The organism is Nitrospira sp. Kam-Ns4a, from assembly GCF_965152595.1.
The window spans coordinates 374,858-389,932 of record NZ_OZ224218.1 but is presented as its reverse complement, the minus strand read 5'-3'; the positions used below and the strand labels follow the sequence as shown (position 1 = coordinate 389,932).

The window sequence follows — 15,075 nt, the reverse complement described above, 5'->3', positions numbered from 1 at the left end:
TTCTCTTCACCCGCTGTACCGGAGGAACCCAACCATGCGCGACACCGTGGTCCTCGTTCTCAGCCTGTCCGTGTTCTTGGGGAATGCCGCCCTGGCTGCGGAGGAGCGCTTCACCCTCGTCTTCGACGGCGCCGCGGTCAAGGACAATCGCACCGGGCTCGTCTGGGAACGGGAGCCGGACGCGGCGCACGAGGTGTGGGGCGCGGCGATCGCGCGCTGCGCCGGCAAGACGATCGGCGGCCAGAAGGGCTGGCGCGCGCCGACGGTCGAGGAGCTGAAAACGCTGGTGGACCCGGACCAGCGAGACCCTGCGCTGCCCCAGGGCCATCCGTTCACCAACATTCGGTCCGCCGTGTACTGGTCGGCGACGCCCTCGGAGAAGGACGAGATCGTGGCCTGGCATGTGAGCTTCTTCAGCGGGGAAGCTGCCACCGAACAGAAGTCCCAGACGCGGCGCATCTGGTGCGTGCTTGGTGTGCCCGTGAAGAGCGGCGCGAAGTGAACGTCGCGCCCGGTCGTGTCGCAGGGCGGCGCCCGGCGATCCCGCCCGCAGTTGCTTGACGATCCTTCGAAGCCGCTGCTATAGTGGCCGGCGCGGGACCACGATGCTCCAGCCGAGCGAGAAGATCTGGATGGACGGCTCCTTCGTCAAGTGGGAGGAAGCGACCGTCCACGTTCTCACCCATTCGCTCCACTACGGGCTCGCCGCCTTCGAAGGGATCCGCTGCTACAAGGGGAAGATCGGGAGTGCGATCTTTCGTCTCCCTGAGCACGTGGACCGCCTGTTCGAATCCGCCCACATCACGAACCTCAAGATCCCCTTCGACAAGAAGCAGATCACCGACGCGATCATCGAGACCGTGCGCGTAAATCGGCTCGACGCCTGCTACATCCGGCCGCTCGTGTACATCGGTTACGGCGCGATGGGGCTGTATCCGGGCGCCAATCCGATCCGGGTCGCGATCGCCGCGTGGCGCTGGGGCACCTATCTCGGCGAAGAGGCGCTGACCACGGGGATCCGGGCCCGGGTGTCATCCTTCGCGCGCCACCACGTGAACGTCACGATGACCCGTGCGAAAGTCTCCGGCTATTACGTGAACTCCATCCTGGCCAAGCAGGAGGCCAAGGCGGACGGCTACGACGAGGGGATTCTGCTCGATCCGGACGGCTATGTCGCAGAAGGCACGGGCGAGAACATTTTTCTCGTCCGCCGTGGCAGGCTCCTCACCACGCCGCTCACCTCCATCCTCGAAGGGGTGACCCGGAACTCCGTCATCGAGCTTGCCCGGGAGCGGAACATCCCGGTGGTCGAGGAGCGTTTCACCCGCGACGCGTTGTATGTGGCCGACGAAGTGTTCCTGACCGGCACTGCCGCGGAGGTCACGCCGGTGCGCGAGATTGACGGCCGCACGGTCGGGACGGGTGCGCCCGGCCCCGTGACGACGGAGTTGCAGAGGGCCTTCTTCCAGATCGTCCGCGGCGAAGATCCTGCCCACGCCGCTTGGTTGACGCGCGTCTGAAGACCTTGGCCTCAGCTTCTCGTTACGGCTTTGCGGGGGACGGCTGCGGCTCGCCGGATGGGGGCCGGGACGATTCGTGCGTGGCGGGGTCGTGCTGGGCGGCGGGAGCTGAGGAGGACTCCTTCTTGTTTAAGTCAATGACGGTCGAAGAGTAGGTGCGCTCCTTCGAGAGGACGGCCAGGCCCAGGGACGTGAGCATGAAAATGATGGCGGCGGCGACCGTCACCTTGCTCAGGAAGGTGCCGGGTCCGCGGCTGCCGAAGACCGTCTGGCTGGAGCCCCCGAAGGCAGCGCCGATCTCGGCCCCCTTGCCTGCCTGGAGTAGGATGGCGGCGATCATCAGAAAGCAGACGATGATGTGGATCACGACTGCGAGGGTGTACATCCGGATCTCCGATCAGGTTAGCGGGCCGCCGGCTGCGAAACGGCGATGATTCTAGCAAAGGCCCGGGCGTCCAGACAAGCCCCCCCGACCAGCGCGCCGTCCACATGGAAGGAGGCCAGGAACCCGCCGATATTCTCCGGGCTCACGCTCCCGCCGTAGAGGATCCGCACCGTGTCGCCGGCCTCGGCTCCCCAGGTTTCCGCCAACAGGTTGCGCGCCAGCCGGTGCACGGCATCGGCCTGCTCGGGGGTCGCGGCCCGGCCCGTCCCGATCGCCCAGACCGGTTCGTAGGCCAGGGTCACCGTCCGGACCTCATCCTTGCTCAGGTCGGCGAGCCCCTGCGTGAGCTGCGTCGTCACGACCCACTCCATCCGATCGTTCTCCCGGTCGGCCAGCGATTCCCCGACGCACAGGATGGGCCGCAGCCCGTGGCGCAGGGCGGCCCGGACCTTCTTGTTGATGCCCGCGTCGGTCTCGCCGAAATGTCGCCGCCGTTCGGAGTGCCCCAGGATCACGTACTGGCAGCCAAGGTCTGCGAGCATCGGCGCCGAGACCTCGCCGGTGTAAGCGCCCCGGTCCTCCCAGAAGAGGTTCTGCGCACCGAGCTGGAACGGTGAGCTGGCGGGCAGGGCGTCGCGGACGGCCTGCAGCGCGGTGAACGGCGGCGCGAGGACGACCTCGACCGAGAGCCTCGCAGGGACCAGCTCGACGAGCTGGCGCACGAACGCCGCCGCCTCTGACGGCGGCTTGTTCATTTTCCAGTTGCCTACGATCAGGCGCCGGCGCACGGGCTCCTCCGGGGAAGGGCTGGCGTCGGGGTGGGTAAGCTCAATCAGGCGGCCAGGTCCGGCAGCGCCGCGAGGCCGGGCAATTCCTTGCCTTCGAGGAGCTCCAGCGCTGCGCCACCGCCCGTCGAGATGAAGGACATACTCTCCGACTCGCCGGCGCGGTGTACGGCCAGCGCCGTATCGCCGCCGCCGACGATGGTCAGCGCGTAGGCGTTCGCGACCGCGTGCGCCAGCGCGAACGTCCCGCGCGAGTAGGCGTCCACCTCGAACATGCCCATCGGGCCGTTCCAGAGAATGGTCTTCGCGTTCTGCACCGCCTCGCTGAAGAGCTTGACGGACGCCGGGCCGATGTCCAGCCCGTACCAGCCCTTCGGGATCTCTTGGATCGGGACGATCTTCGTCTCCGCGCCCGGCTCCAGACTGTGCGCGACCACGCAGTCCACGGGCAGGTAGAACTTCACGCCGCGGGAGAAGGCGTGCGCCTGGACGCCGCGCGCGAAATCCAGCATGTCGTCCTCGACGAGCGAGTTGCCGATCTCCAGCCCCATGGCTTTGATGAACGTAAAGGCCATGCCCCCGCCGATGATGACCTTGTCCACGCGCTTGCCCAGGTTCTCGATGATGTCAATCTTGCCGGAGACCTTGGCGCCGCCGAGGATCGCCACGAAGGGCCGCATGGGGTCGGCCACCGCGTTCTGCAGGTACTCGATCTCCTTCTTGAGGAGGTACCCGGCCGCCGCCTCCTTGATGTATTTGGTGATGCCAACGATGGAGGCGTGGGCCCGGTGAGCCGCCCCGAACGCGTCGTTGATGTAGACATCCCCGAGCGAGGCGAGCGCTTGGGCGAAGGTCTCGTCGTTCCGCTCCTCCTCGGGATGGAAGCGGAGGTTCTCGAGCAGCAGCACGTCGCCCGGCTTCATCTGAGCAACGAGTGCCTCCACCTCCGGCCCGATGCAGTCCGGTGCGAAGACGACTTCCTTCCCCAGGAGGCGCCGCAGCCGCCGGGCGACTGGGGCGAGGCTGAGCTTGGGGTTCGGCTGGCCTTTCGGGCGCCCGAGGTGGGAGCAGAGGATGACCTTGGCGCCCTCGTCCACGGCCCGGTTGATCGTGGGTAGGGTCGAACGGATGCGCGTATCGTCCGTGATCTGGTTCGCGTCGTCGAGCGGGACGTTGAAGTCTGCCCGGATGATCACGCGCTTGTTGTAGAGCTGGAGGTCCTCGATCGTCCGCTTGCGGATATAGTTGTTCATAAGTCCGCGGCCTTCCACCCGGGCACGTGTCCGGCGACACCAGCGGACGACCGCCGCGGGGCTATCAAGCTGCTTCCGTTACGCTTTCGACACGAGAAACTTGACGAGATCGCGCACCCGGCACGAGTAGCCCCACTCGTTGTCGTACCAGGCGATGACCTTGATGAGGCGCTTGTCCTGCACCGTGGTCAGCGGCGCGTCCACGGTGGCGGAGTGGGGATCGCCGTTCCGGTCCACGGAGACGATCGGCTCCTCGGAGTACTGCAGAATCCCCTTCAGCGGGCCCTCCGCCGCCTGGCGGAAAGCGGCGTTGACCGCCGCGGCGTCCGCGTCCCGCTCGGCCTCGACCGTGAGGTCCACCAGCGACACGTTCGGCGTCGGCACGCGGATGGCCATGCCGTCCAGCTTGCCCTTGAGCTGCGGGAGCACCAGGTGCAGGGCCTTCGCGGCCCCGGTGGTCGTCGGCACCATCGAGAGCGCCGCCGCCCGGGCCCGGCGCAGGTCCTTGTGGGGCAGGTCGAGAAGCTGCTGGTCGTTCGTGTAGGCATGGATCGTGGTCATCAATCCGTGCTTGATGCCGAAGTGCTCCAGGAGCACCTTGGCGACCGGCGCCAGGCAGTTCGTCGTGCAGGAGGCGTTGGAGATGATGGTATGCGCGCGCGGGTCGTAGCTCTGCTCGTTCACGCCGAGCACGATCGTGACGTCCGGGTCTTTGGCCGGCGCGGTGACGATCACGCGCGCGGCGCCGGCCGAGAGGTGGCGGCTCGCCCCTTCGCGGTCCGTGAACCGGCCCGTGGACTCGATCACCAGCTCCACGCCGAGGTCCTTCCAGGGGAGCTCCTTGGGGTCCTTCCGGGCCAGGATCTTGATCGTCTTCCCGTTGACGACGAGAGCATCCTCCTGCGCGCGGACATCGGCGTGGAGGGTGCCGTGCACCGAGTCGTATTTTAAGAGGTACGCGAGCGTCTTGGCGTCGGTGAGGTCGTTGATCGCGACGAAGTCGAGGTCTGGGTCGCCGAGCGCGGCCCGAAAGACGTTCCGGCCGATCCGGCCGAAGCCATTGATCCCGATGCGAATCGCCATGTGCGCGTGATGCTCCGTGAGAAAAAAGCCGGGCGCCTGTCCGACCGGCGAAGAGGGTTGCATAGTACCCAGGCGAAGAACAGAAGTCAACCCGTCGGAAGGGGAAGCGCGCGACAACGTCCGAGCGCATTGTCTTTGTGGCAAAGAGCCGGGGGCTTCCGCAATCTTTAGGTCAAAGCTCAGCGGCTCAGCCCCCGAGCGACGGCGCGCTTCTTGATGCCCCAGGCCTCATCCCACGTGATGCGCGGCAGCCCCGCCGCCCCCCTTGACCGAGCACGCCTGGAGCAAGTCAATGGCCAGGCGCTCGAACCAGGCGGGGAACTGACGGCCGGGCTCCGCCCAAGGCACCGCGATCTGCTTGACCCCATGGGTCGGACCGCTCACGCGGGGGAGGTTCGCCTGCAGGGAGAGGGCCCCGGGCCGGCCTCGACGGTGACGGTCACCTGCTGCCCCGTCACATCCAGCTCGACGTTCGCCACGGTCCACGGGGCCTGCAGCCCCAGCACGGCTTGAGAGCGTTCGAAGTCCCACATCGCTCGGCGCCTCCTTTCGGGGCCCCGAGCATAGCGCAACCGCAGTCAGTTACCCACACGATTTCTTGAAGAGCCTTCTTTACTCAGACTGGTGTCCTCCTGCAACTTCTTGTATTCCTCTGAAAGGTCTTCCCTTTGATCCGCTCGGCGAGTTCGGCCACCTTGTCGGTCATGACCGTCGCCTTGATCTTCACGAAGAACTTCACGCCGTCGCCGACCAGCTCGCGGTTCTGCTCCAAGACCTCGACTTGCAGGATGCCGCCAGCGATGGTTTGGATCTCGTCGGCGGTGAGCTGGTAGTGCTGGACCTTCGTGTAACTTAAGGTAGGTGCTGGCCTGTTCCAGGGCGATCTACCTGGCCTTCTGGAGTGCCATGGCCTCGGCGAAGGTCATGGTCTCGCCTTCGCCCATCGTGTAGGTCGCTTCGGCGGTCAGGACCTTGGTGTCGGCGTGGGCGGGCAGGGGAATGGCGAGGGGAAGGGCAAGAAGCAACAAGACAGGAGCAAGTCGTGGCATGGCTTGCCTCATCGGGTGAAAGGCTGGAATGCGTAGTTCTTATACCCTTACAGAGGACGAGTCCAGCCAGGAAGCTTTTGACAGCGGCAAGGGGGAGAATACAATCAAGGTCGCTATGGGCACCTTCTCCGTCAAATTCGTGTCCGGCATCCGGTCCGGCCAGCCCAGCAGCTTGAGCTAGAGGGGCTGGTAGACACTGGGGCCATGTTCACGCAGGTTCCGTCAGACTTGGTTGGCCGGATCAGGATTGTTCCGTCGGGGTCGCGGGCCGTCTATTACGCCGATGGCACAAGGGACGTCGTGCCCGTGGCTAAGGCCGATATCGCGAGCAACGGTGTTGAGACCGCAACAATCTTGTGCAGCAGGCCGGGCTCGCTCGTGCTCTTGGGCGCGACCATACTCGAAACGCTTGCCCTTGGAGTTGATCCCATCCACAAGCGGCTCATCCCCATCGAAGCCCCGATGGCTTCTGTTTAACCCCCTCAAACCTTTTTCCGTCAGAGTGACATAGGCCGGTTCGCTGTTGGAGCGGCCTCGGGCGGGGCCGCGTTGCGCTCCGGCCGTTGCTCCCCAGGCGCTCCTTCAAGGGCTGGGATGGACGGGATGAGCCTGAGCAGGCTCATCCCGTCCATCCCAGCCCGGCCCCGATCTTCATCGCCTCCTTGACCTCTTCCAGCGTCTCCCGCGCCATGGCCGTCGCGCGCTGGTCTCCCTCCGCAACGATCTCCTCGATCCGGCCGGGCTTCGCCTCGAGCGCCGCCCGCGCCTCCCAGATCGGCGTCAGCCGTTCCACCATCCGGTCCGCCACGAGCTTCTTACAGTCGATGCAGCCGATCGCGGCGGTCCGGCACTCGCGGTCCACCTGCGCGAGGACTTGCGGGGTGGAGAAGATCTTATGGAAATCGTAGACCGGGCAGACGTCAGGGTTGCCCGGGTCCGTCCGCCGGACGCGCGCTGGGTCCGTGACCATCGTCTTGAGTTTCTGCCGGACCATCGGCTCCGGGTCAGACAGGTCAATCGTGTTGCCGTAGCTCTTGCTCATTTTTCGTCCGTCCGTGCCCGCCACCTTGGCGAACTCGGTGAGCAACTCTTTGGGCTCTGGGAACACCGGCCGATAGAGGCTGTTGAACCGGCGCGCGATCTCGCGCGTCAGCTCCAGGTGCGGCAACTGGTCCCTGCCTACGGGCACGAACTCGGCCTTATAAAGGAAAATGTCGGCTGCTTGCAGCACCGGGTAGCCCAGGAAGCCATACGTGTGCAGGTCCTTCTCCTTGAGCTGCTCCTGCATCTCTTTATAGGTCGGGTTCCGCTCGAGCCAGGGAATGGGGACGATCATGGAGAGCAGGAGATGCAGGACGGCGTGCTCCGGGACGTGCGACTGGATGAAAATCGTGGATCGGTTCGGATCGAGGCCCGCGGCCAGCCAGTCGGTCAGCACCGTGCGCGTGTAGTCCTTGATCCGGCCCGTATCCTCGTAACTGGTGGTCAGAGCGTGCCAGTCGGCGACGCAGAAGTAGCAGTCGTAGGCGCGCTGTAGCGCCACCCAGTTGTCGAGTGTCCCCAGCAAGTGCCCCAGGTGCAAGGGGCCGGTGGGGCGCATGCCGCTCAGGACTCGTTGCCGTGCCGGTGGGGTCATGGGCTCGATCCTCTTTGTTGAAGCACCGTCATCCACGCGCGCTAGTCGGCTTGGATGAACCGGCCCTGCCTGACTTGAATCACGAAGAGCCGCCGGTGGAGCGCGCCGTCCGGTCCGAACCGGGCGGGGCCGCCGAGCGTCGGCCACTCGTCCCGCATGAACGAGTCCCGGATCGCCCGGCCTGAGGTGGCGCCGCGCTGGATCGCCTCCAGCACCAGCCGCGCCGCGTCGTAGGCCTGGGCAGAGAAGAGCGTCGGGTTCGCGCGGTAGCGCTGCCGGTACCGGTCCACGAACTCGCGGATCGGCGGAGACGGGCTGTCGAGGAAGAACCCATCCACGAAGAGGCTCCCCTCGACCGACCGGTCGGCGATCCGCAGGAAGTCCGGCGTGTTCCAGCCGACGCTCCCCAGGAGCGGCACCTTGATGTCGTAGAACTGGAGCTGCGGGGCGATCAAGGCGATCTGCCGGGCGTCGCCCGGGGCGAACACGGCGTCGAAGCCCGGTTGGTAGAGCACCCGAGGCAGCCCCTTGCTCGTCGTCGTGGTCTCGGCCGTGCCGTACTTCCGGAGGTCTACCTCCTTGATCCGGCGGATCTGCGGCCCGAAGTCCGTGTCCGTCTCCTTGTAGGACTCCATCGCGATGATCTCGCCGCCTCGTTGCCGGACCTCCTGGCTGAACAGGCGGGCGAGCTCCTGGCCGTAGGCGCTCTCCGGGTAGAGGACGCAGAAGCGGCGATAGCCTAGCGCGTTCATGGCGTAGGCCGCCATACGGTCCGCCTGGAGGGGGAACGTCACGGCCGTGCTGAACAGGTAGGTGCCATACCGGCGCACGTCGGCGAGCGTGGCGCCCGGCGTGATGAACGGGACCTCCGCCTGCTCGGCCAGGCCCGCCACCGACGCGAGCTCGCGCGAGAGGAGCGGCCCGATGACCGCGAGCGGCCGGTATTCGGCGAGCAGGTCCGCCAGCTCCGCCCGCAGGGACGCCCGGTCGCTTTCGCTGTCCTTGACGACGAGCCCGATCGAGGGCATGCCAGGGACGTCCTTGGTGCGGTCGAGCGCGATCCGGATGCCGTTGAGCGCCTCCATGCCGTAGGGGGCCAGGCGGCCGGAAAGGGGCAGGACAGCCAGGAGCACGTGCTGGCTCGCCTTAGCCCTGGCCTTGAAAGACCGCAGCAGGTCCGCGGCCGTGGCCGCATAGGGATGCGACGGGAACCGGTTCAGGAACAGGCGGATCTGCCGTTCCGCGAAGAAGTCGTCACCCTGCGCCTGATGCAGCTCGATCAGGCGGATGAGGGCCAGATCGCCCGGATACTCCGACGGGTAGGCGTCCCGCACATGCCCCAGAGTCTTCTTGTCCATCTGCTGGACGAGGGTGCGGATGCGGTCGCGGATCGTGGGCTCTTCCTCCGTGGGCGCCCCCTGCGCCTCTTCTTTCCAGGCCTGGATCGCGCGGAGCGGTTCGCCCTTCTTGAGCTGAACGTCGCCGATGGTCTTCAGGATCTCCCGCAACAGCGCCGGCTCCGTCGTCGCCGTCCGAGCCTCAGCCAGCACGGCGAGCGCCTCGTCGTAGCGCTCCGAGCTGGCCAGGGCGAGGCCGAGCTGCACCCGCGCCCGGGGCGCCAGTTCCGAGCCTGGGAATTCGGTGAGCAGCGCCTTGAGGACGGCGGCGGCCTCCGCGTAGTCTTTGCGGGCGTTCAACGCAGCTCCCAGGAGCAGATAGGCGTCGTCCAGGTCCTCGGACCGCGGATTGGCCTCCAGGAATTTTTTCAGCAGACTGATCGCCGCGTCCTGCTGACGGGCGTCGAGGAGGGCCTTGGCTTGCTCGATGGCGCGCGTCGGAGCCGCAGGGTGGGGCGACTGGGTCGGGGCCGTCGGCTCAGCCCGTTCGGCGCGTTCGGATGGTTGGGCGGCGGCGAGCGTCGCCGCTGCCCAGGATTCAGAGGGCGCGAAGAGGATTGCGGGCAGGACGAGCAGCGCCCACGCGGACGTGGACTGGACACGCCGCTGTCGTAACGTTGAGCTGGGCATGGTCTCCCGTCATCGCGGGCGCTCGATGAAATCTTGGCTACTATAGGCAAGGGGGGCGAGAGGTGTCAAGGTTGCGCCGAGCCCCTGCGTCCCTGCGGTTGTGTTCCGGACCGCGCTCCGCTATAGTGGCGGCGACCTGCGCGCCTCGCACCCCTACGCAGGAGACCCGAGTCGAACCGAGCCATGAATGCGCCGCCACGAGCTCCGCAGGAGGCGCGCCGCCTGGCGCGCGAGCCCTCGCGCCTGGACGCGCTGGTGGACCGGTATCTCGCCGACCTCCGCGTCGCGGGCGGCCTCTCGCGGAACACCATCGAGGCCTACCGGCGGGACCTCGACAAGCTGCGCGCCTACCTGGTCTCGACCGGGCAGGACGACCCCGCCGCGCTCACCCGCGCCGCGACCCCCGGGCTCCTCGCCTACTTGCGGCGGGCACGGCTCTCGCCGACCTCCACCGCGCGGTGCCTGGCGGCCTTGCGCGGCTTCTACCGGTTCCTCCGCCAGGAGGGATTGGTCGGCGAGAATCCCCTGGACGGGCTCAGCGCACCGCGGCGGTGGTCGCGCCTGCCGAAGACGCTCACGCAGGCGGAGGTCGCGCGGCTGCTCGACAGTCCCGCCGGCGCCCGCCCCGAGGACGTCCGCGACGCGGCGATGCTGGAACTGCTCTACGCAACCGGGCTTCGGGTGTCGGAGCTGGTCGGGCTGGAGCTGTCGCAGGTGAATCTGGAGGTCGGCTACGTGTTGCCGGTCGGGAAGGGGAGCAAACAGCGGGTCGTGCCGATCGGGGACGAGGCGAAGGCGAGGCTCCGTACGTACCTGGACCAGGCGCGCCCGCGGTTGCTCAGGCACCGGTCGTCCTCCAGCCTCTTCGTCACGCGGCTCGGCCGTCGGCTGACCCGGCAGGGGTTCTGGAAACTGCTCCGCGCGCGGGCGCGCCGCGCCGGGGTGCTGCGACGCATCTCCCCGCACATGCTCCGGCATTCCTTCGCGACCCACCTGCTGGAGCGCGGCGCCGACTTGCGCGCGGTGCAGGCGATGCTCGGGCACGCGAGCATCTCGACCACGCAGATCTATACGTACGTCGAGCGGGAGCGCCTCAAGCGCCTCCACGAGCGGCTGTTTCCCCGAAAGCGTGCGAGCCGCCCCGCCGACCGGCTTTCCCGTCCGATGCGGTGATCGTCGGCGGGGTGACGACCCGGCCGCTGCGGTTGACAAGCACAGGCGGACTTGTTAGGATGTGCAAGCTTTTGGAAGGCAAGGGTTTCGGGCGGATAGCTCAGTGGGGAGAGCGCTGCCCTTACAAGGCAGAGGTCACAGGTTCGATCCCTGTTCCGCCTACCAGCGGCGCGGTTGGCGCGGACGCAGGTTCCGGTTGGGGCTCCGACCCGGTCGTGCCTCTGTGAGCGCAGAGCGCAGTCTTTCTCTGATTCATGTGATCGTGTCTTCTTCCCGGCCCGCCGTGGCGAGCCGGACGCGCTGATCCCGAACGCTTTATCTTGCCTGTTATGGGGCCGTCGTTCAGCCTGGTTTAGGACGCCAGATTGTCAATCTGGAGGTCGCGGGTTCAAATCCCGTCGGCCCCGCCATTGCTCCCCTGCGCAAGTAGGTAGCAAAGCTCGCGCGACCGCGGTGCACATCTGGAAAGGAGGGGGACGACTAGCATAATGGCATTTCATCAGGCTCCCACGGGCCTCTTCGACTCACTCGGGACGGTTTCCAAGGTCGTTCTTCTCATTCTCTTTCTCTTCTCGGTCACTTCCTGGGCGATTATTCTGTACAAATGGCGAGCCTTCCGGATCAGCGATCGGGAGGACCGGCGGTTTCTGAGCGCCTACGGACGCGACCAGGACCTCGACGAAGTCCGCCGACATGCCCGGCGCTGCCCGGCCAGCCCGATGGCCGCGGTGTGCCTAGGGGTGCTCGAGCGGGCGGTACCCGAGGACAACGGGCTCCTGCGGACGGCCCTCCCGGTAGGATTGGGCGATTCGCCGTCCGAGCAGCCGACCATTGACCGGCAGTACTTGGACCGGGTTGCGGCACACCTTGTGCACGGACAGATCGCTAAACAAGAGGCCCTGCTCCCATTCCTGGCAACCACCGGAAACACGACGCCGTTCATCGGCCTGCTCGGGACGGTCATGGGGATCATCAACGCGTTCCAAGAGATCGGGGTGCAGGGCACGGCCAGCATCGGTGCCGTGGCGCCCGGCGTGGCCGAGGCGCTCGTGGCCACCGCGGCGGGGCTGTTCACGGCCATCCCCGCCGTGATCGCCTACAACTACTTCCTCAGCCATATCCGGAAAGCGGCCTTCCGCCTGGAGGCCTTCACGACCGAGCTGCTGAGCGCCTTGGCCCTGCGGGCCAGGGCCGCGGAGGTGCGCCCATGATGTTCGAGGCCCGCCACCGCCGTTTCCTGGCCGAGATCAACGTGATCCCGCTCGTGGATGTCGTGCTCGTGCTGCTGATCATCTTCATGGTCACGGCCCCGATGCTCTACCGCGGCCTGGACATCAAGCTGCCTACTTCGACGAGCAACACGATCAAGCCCGAGGAGCGGCTTGTTCTGACGATCGAGCGGGACCGGAAGCTGTACCTGGACAAGGATCCGGTCGGCATCGAGCAACTGGAGGCGCGGCTGCGCGAGGCCAGGCTCCGCAATGCGGACGTCGCCGTCTACCTGCGCGCCGACCGGGACGTGCCCTACGGGGCGGTCGTTCAGGTGATGGACGGGGTGAAGCGCGCCGGGATCGAGAAGCTCGGCATGGTGACGGAGCCGGCGGGCCCCGAGCGCGTGTCCGAGCCGTCGCCGATCGCGCCCGCAAGAAAGTCATGACGGCCCAGTCGTTCTTCAACTGGCAGGAGGGCTTCGAGGCGCCGCGCGGGCCGGTCGCACGTATGCTAGCGCTGTCGCTCGCGCTGCACCTCGGTCTGCTGGCTGTCGCGCTGTCGGTCCGGATCAACCCGAAGGTGCAGGAGTCCCTGGCCTCCTATCAGGTCTCCCTGGTCACCCTGCCGGCCCCGGCCCTGGCGCCGACCGTGCCGCCAGCACCGGAGCTGGCCCCGGTGGCTCTGTCCCCCCAGCCAGCCAAGGCGGCGCCGAGCCCGATTGCTCCCGCACCGGTCGCCAAACCGACGCCGCTTCCCGCGGTCCTGGCTCCGGCTCCGCCGGTGAGGGCATCTTCGGCCCGCAGGGAGCCACCTGCGCGCCCGGCCCCCCCTGTGGCGCTTCTGCCACATGTGGCGGTAAAGCCGCGAGCCCCGATCGCGACCCCGGTGGTGGCCGCGCCCGCACCGGGACAAGTCCCGCCGACCAAGGTGCCGTCTGACGACCTGGGGGACCTGCTGCGGGGGCTCCAGGCGCCGGCTGCGCCGAAGCTCGAAGAGATGCAAGCCGCCCCCGTTGCCTCGCCGATGGCGAAGGCTCCGGCCCGTAAGCCGGAAAGCTCCCCGCTGGAGAAGGATGTGCAGGCACTGCTGAGTAGGGCGCAGGTTCCCGACGTGCCAGTCCCTGTGCCCATGAAGCTGACGCCCGCGCCGGTGCGCCCGCGCTCGTCCCTGCTGGAAGAGGTGACCAAGCAGTTGCAGGCCGCGCCGCCCGCCCAGACCCGGCCAAGCCCGGCTCCAGCGGAGCCCCAGGCCCGGTCCGCAGTGGCTGCTCGGCCTCCGCTGGTCACGCGGCCGCAGACGACGCTCAAGGTCGCCGGGACGAACTCCGCCCTGTCCCAGTACCTGGCCCTGATCCAGAACAAGATCAGCGCCCTGTGGACGGCGCCGCCGGTGAACCTTTCCGGGAAGCCGCTGCAGGTGGTCATCAGGTTCCGCCTGCACCGGACGGGGAGCGTCACGGCGGTCGAGATCGAGCGGACCTCGGGGAACGGTTATTACGACGATGCGGGCCTCCGCGCGATCAAGGCCGCGCTCCCGTTGCCGCCGTTCCCGTCGTCCCTCACGGAGCCGTACCTGGACGCGCACTTCAGCTTCACGGTTGGGGAGCAGGAGGGGAAAGGATGAAGCGGTGGCTGATCGTCGCAGGCCTGGCGCTTGCGGCCGGGGCCGCTTGGGCGGTGGAGGGCAGCGTGTCCGACGTGTTTCTGGAGGCGACGCGGCCCGACTTCCAGAAGATTCCGATTGGGGTGCTGTGGTTCCTGGACGGGGGGGCCAGGGAACGGCCGGGCGATCTTGTGGCGGAGGTGCTGAAGGCGGACCTCCGCCGCTCGTTGGTCTTCGCGGTCACGGACGCCGTGGCGCTCGGGCTCCAGCCAAACGGCGCGGCCCAGCCGGAGCCGTCCCTGCTCAAGCAAGCTGCAGACAAGGGCGTGACCGTGCTCGTCTGGGGAAGGGTGGCACCGCGGGAGCCCGACGTGGTCATGGACGGCTACGTCTACGACGGGGCGAGCAGCGATGCCACCCTCGGGAAGCGCTACGTCGGCTCGCCCGCCGTCCTTCGTCTCATGGCGCATCGCTTCGCCGACGAGCTGGTCTATCGGTACACCGGCGAACAGGGCATTGCGCGCACTAAGATCGCCTTCGTCTCCGAGCAGGGCGGCAGCCGCGAGCTCTACATCATGGACTACGACGGCTACGGGCCCCGGCAGGTCACGGCCGACGGCTTCATCAACCTGATGCCCCACTGGACGCCGGACCGGCGGGCCCTGATCTTCACGAGCTACCGGTCGCGCAGCAAGCAGGACATCCACCGGCTCGATCTGGCCACAGGCGCACGCACGGTCCTGGTCTCCACCGAGGGCCTCAACATCACTCCGGCTCCCTCGCCGGACGGCAACTTCCTCGCGTTCGCTAGCAGCCGGGACGGCAACTCCGAGCTGTACCTCCTGAACCTGCAGACCAAGGCGCTCCAGCGGCTCACGTTCCACCCGGCTGGGGACCTCTCGCCGACCTGGGCACCTTCGGGCCGCGAGCTGGCGTTCGTCTCGGATCGAGGCGGCGGGCCGCAGATCTACCTCATGGCAGCGGACGGCTCGAACGTCCGGCGGCTGACCTTCGAGGGCGACTACAATGCGGCGCCCGCCTGGTCGCCCAAAGGGGACTGGATCGCGTACATCTGCCGGACCCCGGACCGGCAATACAAACTGTGCCTGATCAGCCCGGACGGACAGAAGCGCGTGCAGATCACCACCGGCACGGGGGTGGATGATTCGCCGGCCTGGGCCCCGGACGGCCGCCACCTCGTCTTCAGCTCGACGGCCGAGGGCAAGAGCCACATCTATATGATCAATCGCGACGGGAGAGACATCGAACGGCTGACCTCCGGGGGCACGCACCACAGCTCGCCGGCCTGGTCGCCGGTCTGACGGGCGATGGCGGGCCATCGCCAAGAGG

18 protein-coding genes and 2 tRNA genes are annotated in these 15,075 nt (G+C 67.3%); 10 read left to right on the top strand and 10 right to left on the bottom strand.

All coding sequences use genetic code 11. The features are described 5' to 3' along the window. The first annotated feature begins 34 nt into the window (after positions 1 to 34). On the top strand, positions 35 to 502 hold the full coding sequence (locus ACWHYQ_RS01915) for an Lcl C-terminal domain-containing protein (RefSeq protein ID WP_447974079.1): 468 nt from the start codon (positions 35 to 37) through the stop codon (positions 500 to 502). 103 nt (positions 503 to 605) lie between these two features. Beyond that, complete coding sequence (locus ACWHYQ_RS01910) at positions 606 to 1,520, top strand: branched-chain amino acid transaminase (RefSeq protein WP_447974078.1); 915 nt, start codon at positions 606 to 608, stop codon at positions 1,518 to 1,520. 22 nt (positions 1,521 to 1,542) lie between these two features. Here ACWHYQ_RS01910 and secG read toward each other — a convergent pair whose 3' ends face one another. The 8 genes from secG to ACWHYQ_RS01870 form a co-directional block, all read right to left on the bottom strand. After that, complete coding sequence (gene secG, locus ACWHYQ_RS01905; RefSeq protein WP_447974077.1) at positions 1,543 to 1,905, bottom strand: preprotein translocase subunit SecG; 363 nt, start codon at positions 1,903 to 1,905, stop codon at positions 1,543 to 1,545. Positions 1,906 to 1,922: 17 nt separating this feature from the next. Beyond that, entirely contained in the window at positions 1,923 to 2,693 is a 771-nt protein-coding gene (gene tpiA, locus ACWHYQ_RS01900; RefSeq protein ID WP_447974076.1) for a triose-phosphate isomerase, read from the bottom strand. A 44-nt stretch (positions 2,694 to 2,737) separates the two neighbouring features. Continuing rightward, positions 2,738 to 3,943, bottom strand: a complete 1,206-nt coding sequence (locus ACWHYQ_RS01895) for a phosphoglycerate kinase (protein WP_447974075.1) — start codon at positions 3,941 to 3,943, stop codon at positions 2,738 to 2,740. Positions 3,944 to 4,021: 78 nt separating this feature from the next. Beyond that, positions 4,022 to 5,026 (bottom strand): type I glyceraldehyde-3-phosphate dehydrogenase, encoded by a 1,005-nt coding sequence (gap, locus tag ACWHYQ_RS01890; RefSeq protein ID WP_447974074.1) that lies wholly within the window; start codon positions 5,024 to 5,026, stop codon positions 4,022 to 4,024. A 228-nt stretch (positions 5,027 to 5,254) separates the two neighbouring features. Beyond that, positions 5,255 to 5,410: a transposase family protein gene (locus tag ACWHYQ_RS01885; RefSeq protein ID WP_447974073.1), complete on the bottom strand. Its 156-nt coding sequence runs from the start codon at positions 5,408 to 5,410 to the stop codon at positions 5,255 to 5,257. Further along, on the bottom strand, positions 5,407 to 5,559 hold the full coding sequence (locus ACWHYQ_RS01880; RefSeq protein ID WP_447974072.1) for a hypothetical protein: 153 nt from the start codon (positions 5,557 to 5,559) through the stop codon (positions 5,407 to 5,409). Before ACWHYQ_RS01880 ends, ACWHYQ_RS01885 begins: the two co-directional genes overlap by 4 nt. Before the next feature lie 83 nt (positions 5,560 to 5,642). After that, entirely contained in the window at positions 5,643 to 5,798 is a 156-nt protein-coding gene (locus ACWHYQ_RS01875) for a hypothetical protein (protein ID WP_447974071.1), read from the bottom strand. 112 nt (positions 5,799 to 5,910) lie between these two features. After that, positions 5,911 to 6,075, bottom strand: coding sequence for a hypothetical protein (locus ACWHYQ_RS01870; protein WP_447974070.1), 165 nt, complete (start codon positions 6,073 to 6,075; stop codon positions 5,911 to 5,913). A 204-nt stretch (positions 6,076 to 6,279) separates the two neighbouring features. On the opposite strand from ACWHYQ_RS01870, the gene ACWHYQ_RS01865 reads away from it, so the two are divergent. After that, a complete protein-coding gene (locus ACWHYQ_RS01865; RefSeq protein ID WP_447974069.1) occupies positions 6,280 to 6,552 on the top strand; it encodes a hypothetical protein in 273 nt (90 codons plus the stop codon). A 142-nt stretch (positions 6,553 to 6,694) separates the two neighbouring features. Here ACWHYQ_RS01865 and trpS read toward each other — a convergent pair whose 3' ends face one another. Together trpS and ACWHYQ_RS01855 are read right to left on the bottom strand one after the other, a co-directional pair. Further along, positions 6,695 to 7,711: a tryptophan--tRNA ligase gene (gene trpS / locus ACWHYQ_RS01860; RefSeq protein ID WP_447974068.1), complete on the bottom strand. Its 1,017-nt coding sequence runs from the start codon at positions 7,709 to 7,711 to the stop codon at positions 6,695 to 6,697. Between the two features lie 41 nt (positions 7,712 to 7,752). Continuing rightward, entirely contained in the window at positions 7,753 to 9,738 is a 1,986-nt protein-coding gene (locus ACWHYQ_RS01855; RefSeq protein ID WP_447974067.1) for a penicillin-binding protein activator, read from the bottom strand. 183 nt (positions 9,739 to 9,921) lie between these two features. Between ACWHYQ_RS01855 and xerD the strand changes: the two genes are divergently transcribed. The 7 genes from xerD to tolB all read left to right on the top strand — a co-directional run bounded on the left by xerD (position 9,922) and on the right by tolB (position 15,047). Continuing rightward, a complete protein-coding gene (gene xerD / locus ACWHYQ_RS01850; protein ID WP_447974066.1) occupies positions 9,922 to 10,911 on the top strand; it encodes a site-specific tyrosine recombinase XerD in 990 nt (329 codons plus the stop codon). Between the two features lie 89 nt (positions 10,912 to 11,000). Then, a tRNA-Val gene (locus ACWHYQ_RS01845) sits at positions 11,001 to 11,076 on the top strand. Positions 11,077 to 11,242: 166 nt separating this feature from the next. Next, positions 11,243 to 11,321 (top strand) — tRNA-Asp (locus tag ACWHYQ_RS01840). A gap of 78 nt (positions 11,322 to 11,399) precedes the next feature. Then, the gene (locus ACWHYQ_RS01835; protein ID WP_447974065.1) at positions 11,400 to 12,122 is read left to right on the top strand and encodes a MotA/TolQ/ExbB proton channel family protein; all 723 of its coding nucleotides are present in this window, start codon (positions 11,400 to 11,402) and stop codon (positions 12,120 to 12,122) included. Beyond that, positions 12,119 to 12,568, top strand: coding sequence for an ExbD/TolR family protein (locus ACWHYQ_RS01830; protein ID WP_447974064.1), 450 nt, complete (start codon positions 12,119 to 12,121; stop codon positions 12,566 to 12,568). The genes ACWHYQ_RS01835 and ACWHYQ_RS01830 overlap by 4 nt, the downstream gene beginning before the upstream one ends. After that, on the top strand, positions 12,565 to 13,746 hold the full coding sequence (locus tag ACWHYQ_RS01825) for a TonB family protein (protein WP_447974063.1): 1,182 nt from the start codon (positions 12,565 to 12,567) through the stop codon (positions 13,744 to 13,746). Before ACWHYQ_RS01830 ends, ACWHYQ_RS01825 begins: the two co-directional genes overlap by 4 nt. Next, positions 13,743 to 15,047: a Tol-Pal system beta propeller repeat protein TolB gene (tolB, locus tag ACWHYQ_RS01820; RefSeq protein ID WP_447974062.1), complete on the top strand. Its 1,305-nt coding sequence runs from the start codon at positions 13,743 to 13,745 to the stop codon at positions 15,045 to 15,047. Before ACWHYQ_RS01825 ends, tolB begins: the two co-directional genes overlap by 4 nt. The last annotated feature ends 28 nt before the right edge of the window (positions 15,048 to 15,075 follow it).

Excerpts from the sequence above, each read along its gene's own strand:
- ACWHYQ_RS01915 (WP_447974079.1), top strand. The coding sequence starts at position 35 with ATGCGCGACACCGTGGTCCTCGTTCTCAGCCTGTCCGTGTTCTTGGGG.
- ACWHYQ_RS01910 (WP_447974078.1), top strand. The coding sequence starts at position 606 with ATGCTCCAGCCGAGCGAGAAGATCTGGATGGACGGCTCCTTCGTCAAG.
- secG (WP_447974077.1), bottom strand. The coding sequence starts at position 1,905 with ATGTACACCCTCGCAGTCGTGATCCACATCATCGTCTGCTTTCTGATG.
- ACWHYQ_RS01895 (WP_447974075.1), bottom strand. The coding sequence starts at position 3,943 with ATGAACAACTATATCCGCAAGCGGACGATCGAGGACCTCCAGCTCTAC.
- gap (WP_447974074.1), bottom strand. The coding sequence starts at position 5,026 with ATGGCGATTCGCATCGGGATCAATGGCTTCGGCCGGATCGGCCGGAAC.
- ACWHYQ_RS01880 (WP_447974072.1), bottom strand. The coding sequence starts at position 5,559 with ATGTGGGACTTCGAACGCTCTCAAGCCGTGCTGGGGCTGCAGGCCCCG.
- ACWHYQ_RS01870 (WP_447974070.1), bottom strand. The coding sequence starts at position 6,075 with ATGCCACGACTTGCTCCTGTCTTGTTGCTTCTTGCCCTTCCCCTCGCC.
- ACWHYQ_RS01865 (WP_447974069.1), top strand. The coding sequence starts at position 6,280 with ATGTTCACGCAGGTTCCGTCAGACTTGGTTGGCCGGATCAGGATTGTT.
- trpS (WP_447974068.1), bottom strand. The coding sequence starts at position 7,711 with ATGACCCCACCGGCACGGCAACGAGTCCTGAGCGGCATGCGCCCCACC.
- ACWHYQ_RS01855 (WP_447974067.1), bottom strand. The coding sequence starts at position 9,738 with ATGCCCAGCTCAACGTTACGACAGCGGCGTGTCCAGTCCACGTCCGCG.
- xerD (WP_447974066.1), top strand. The coding sequence starts at position 9,922 with ATGAATGCGCCGCCACGAGCTCCGCAGGAGGCGCGCCGCCTGGCGCGC.
- ACWHYQ_RS01835 (WP_447974065.1), top strand. The coding sequence starts at position 11,400 with ATGGCATTTCATCAGGCTCCCACGGGCCTCTTCGACTCACTCGGGACG.
- ACWHYQ_RS01830 (WP_447974064.1), top strand. The coding sequence starts at position 12,119 with ATGATGTTCGAGGCCCGCCACCGCCGTTTCCTGGCCGAGATCAACGTG.
- ACWHYQ_RS01825 (WP_447974063.1), top strand. The coding sequence starts at position 12,565 with ATGACGGCCCAGTCGTTCTTCAACTGGCAGGAGGGCTTCGAGGCGCCG.
- tolB (WP_447974062.1), top strand. The coding sequence starts at position 13,743 with ATGAAGCGGTGGCTGATCGTCGCAGGCCTGGCGCTTGCGGCCGGGGCC.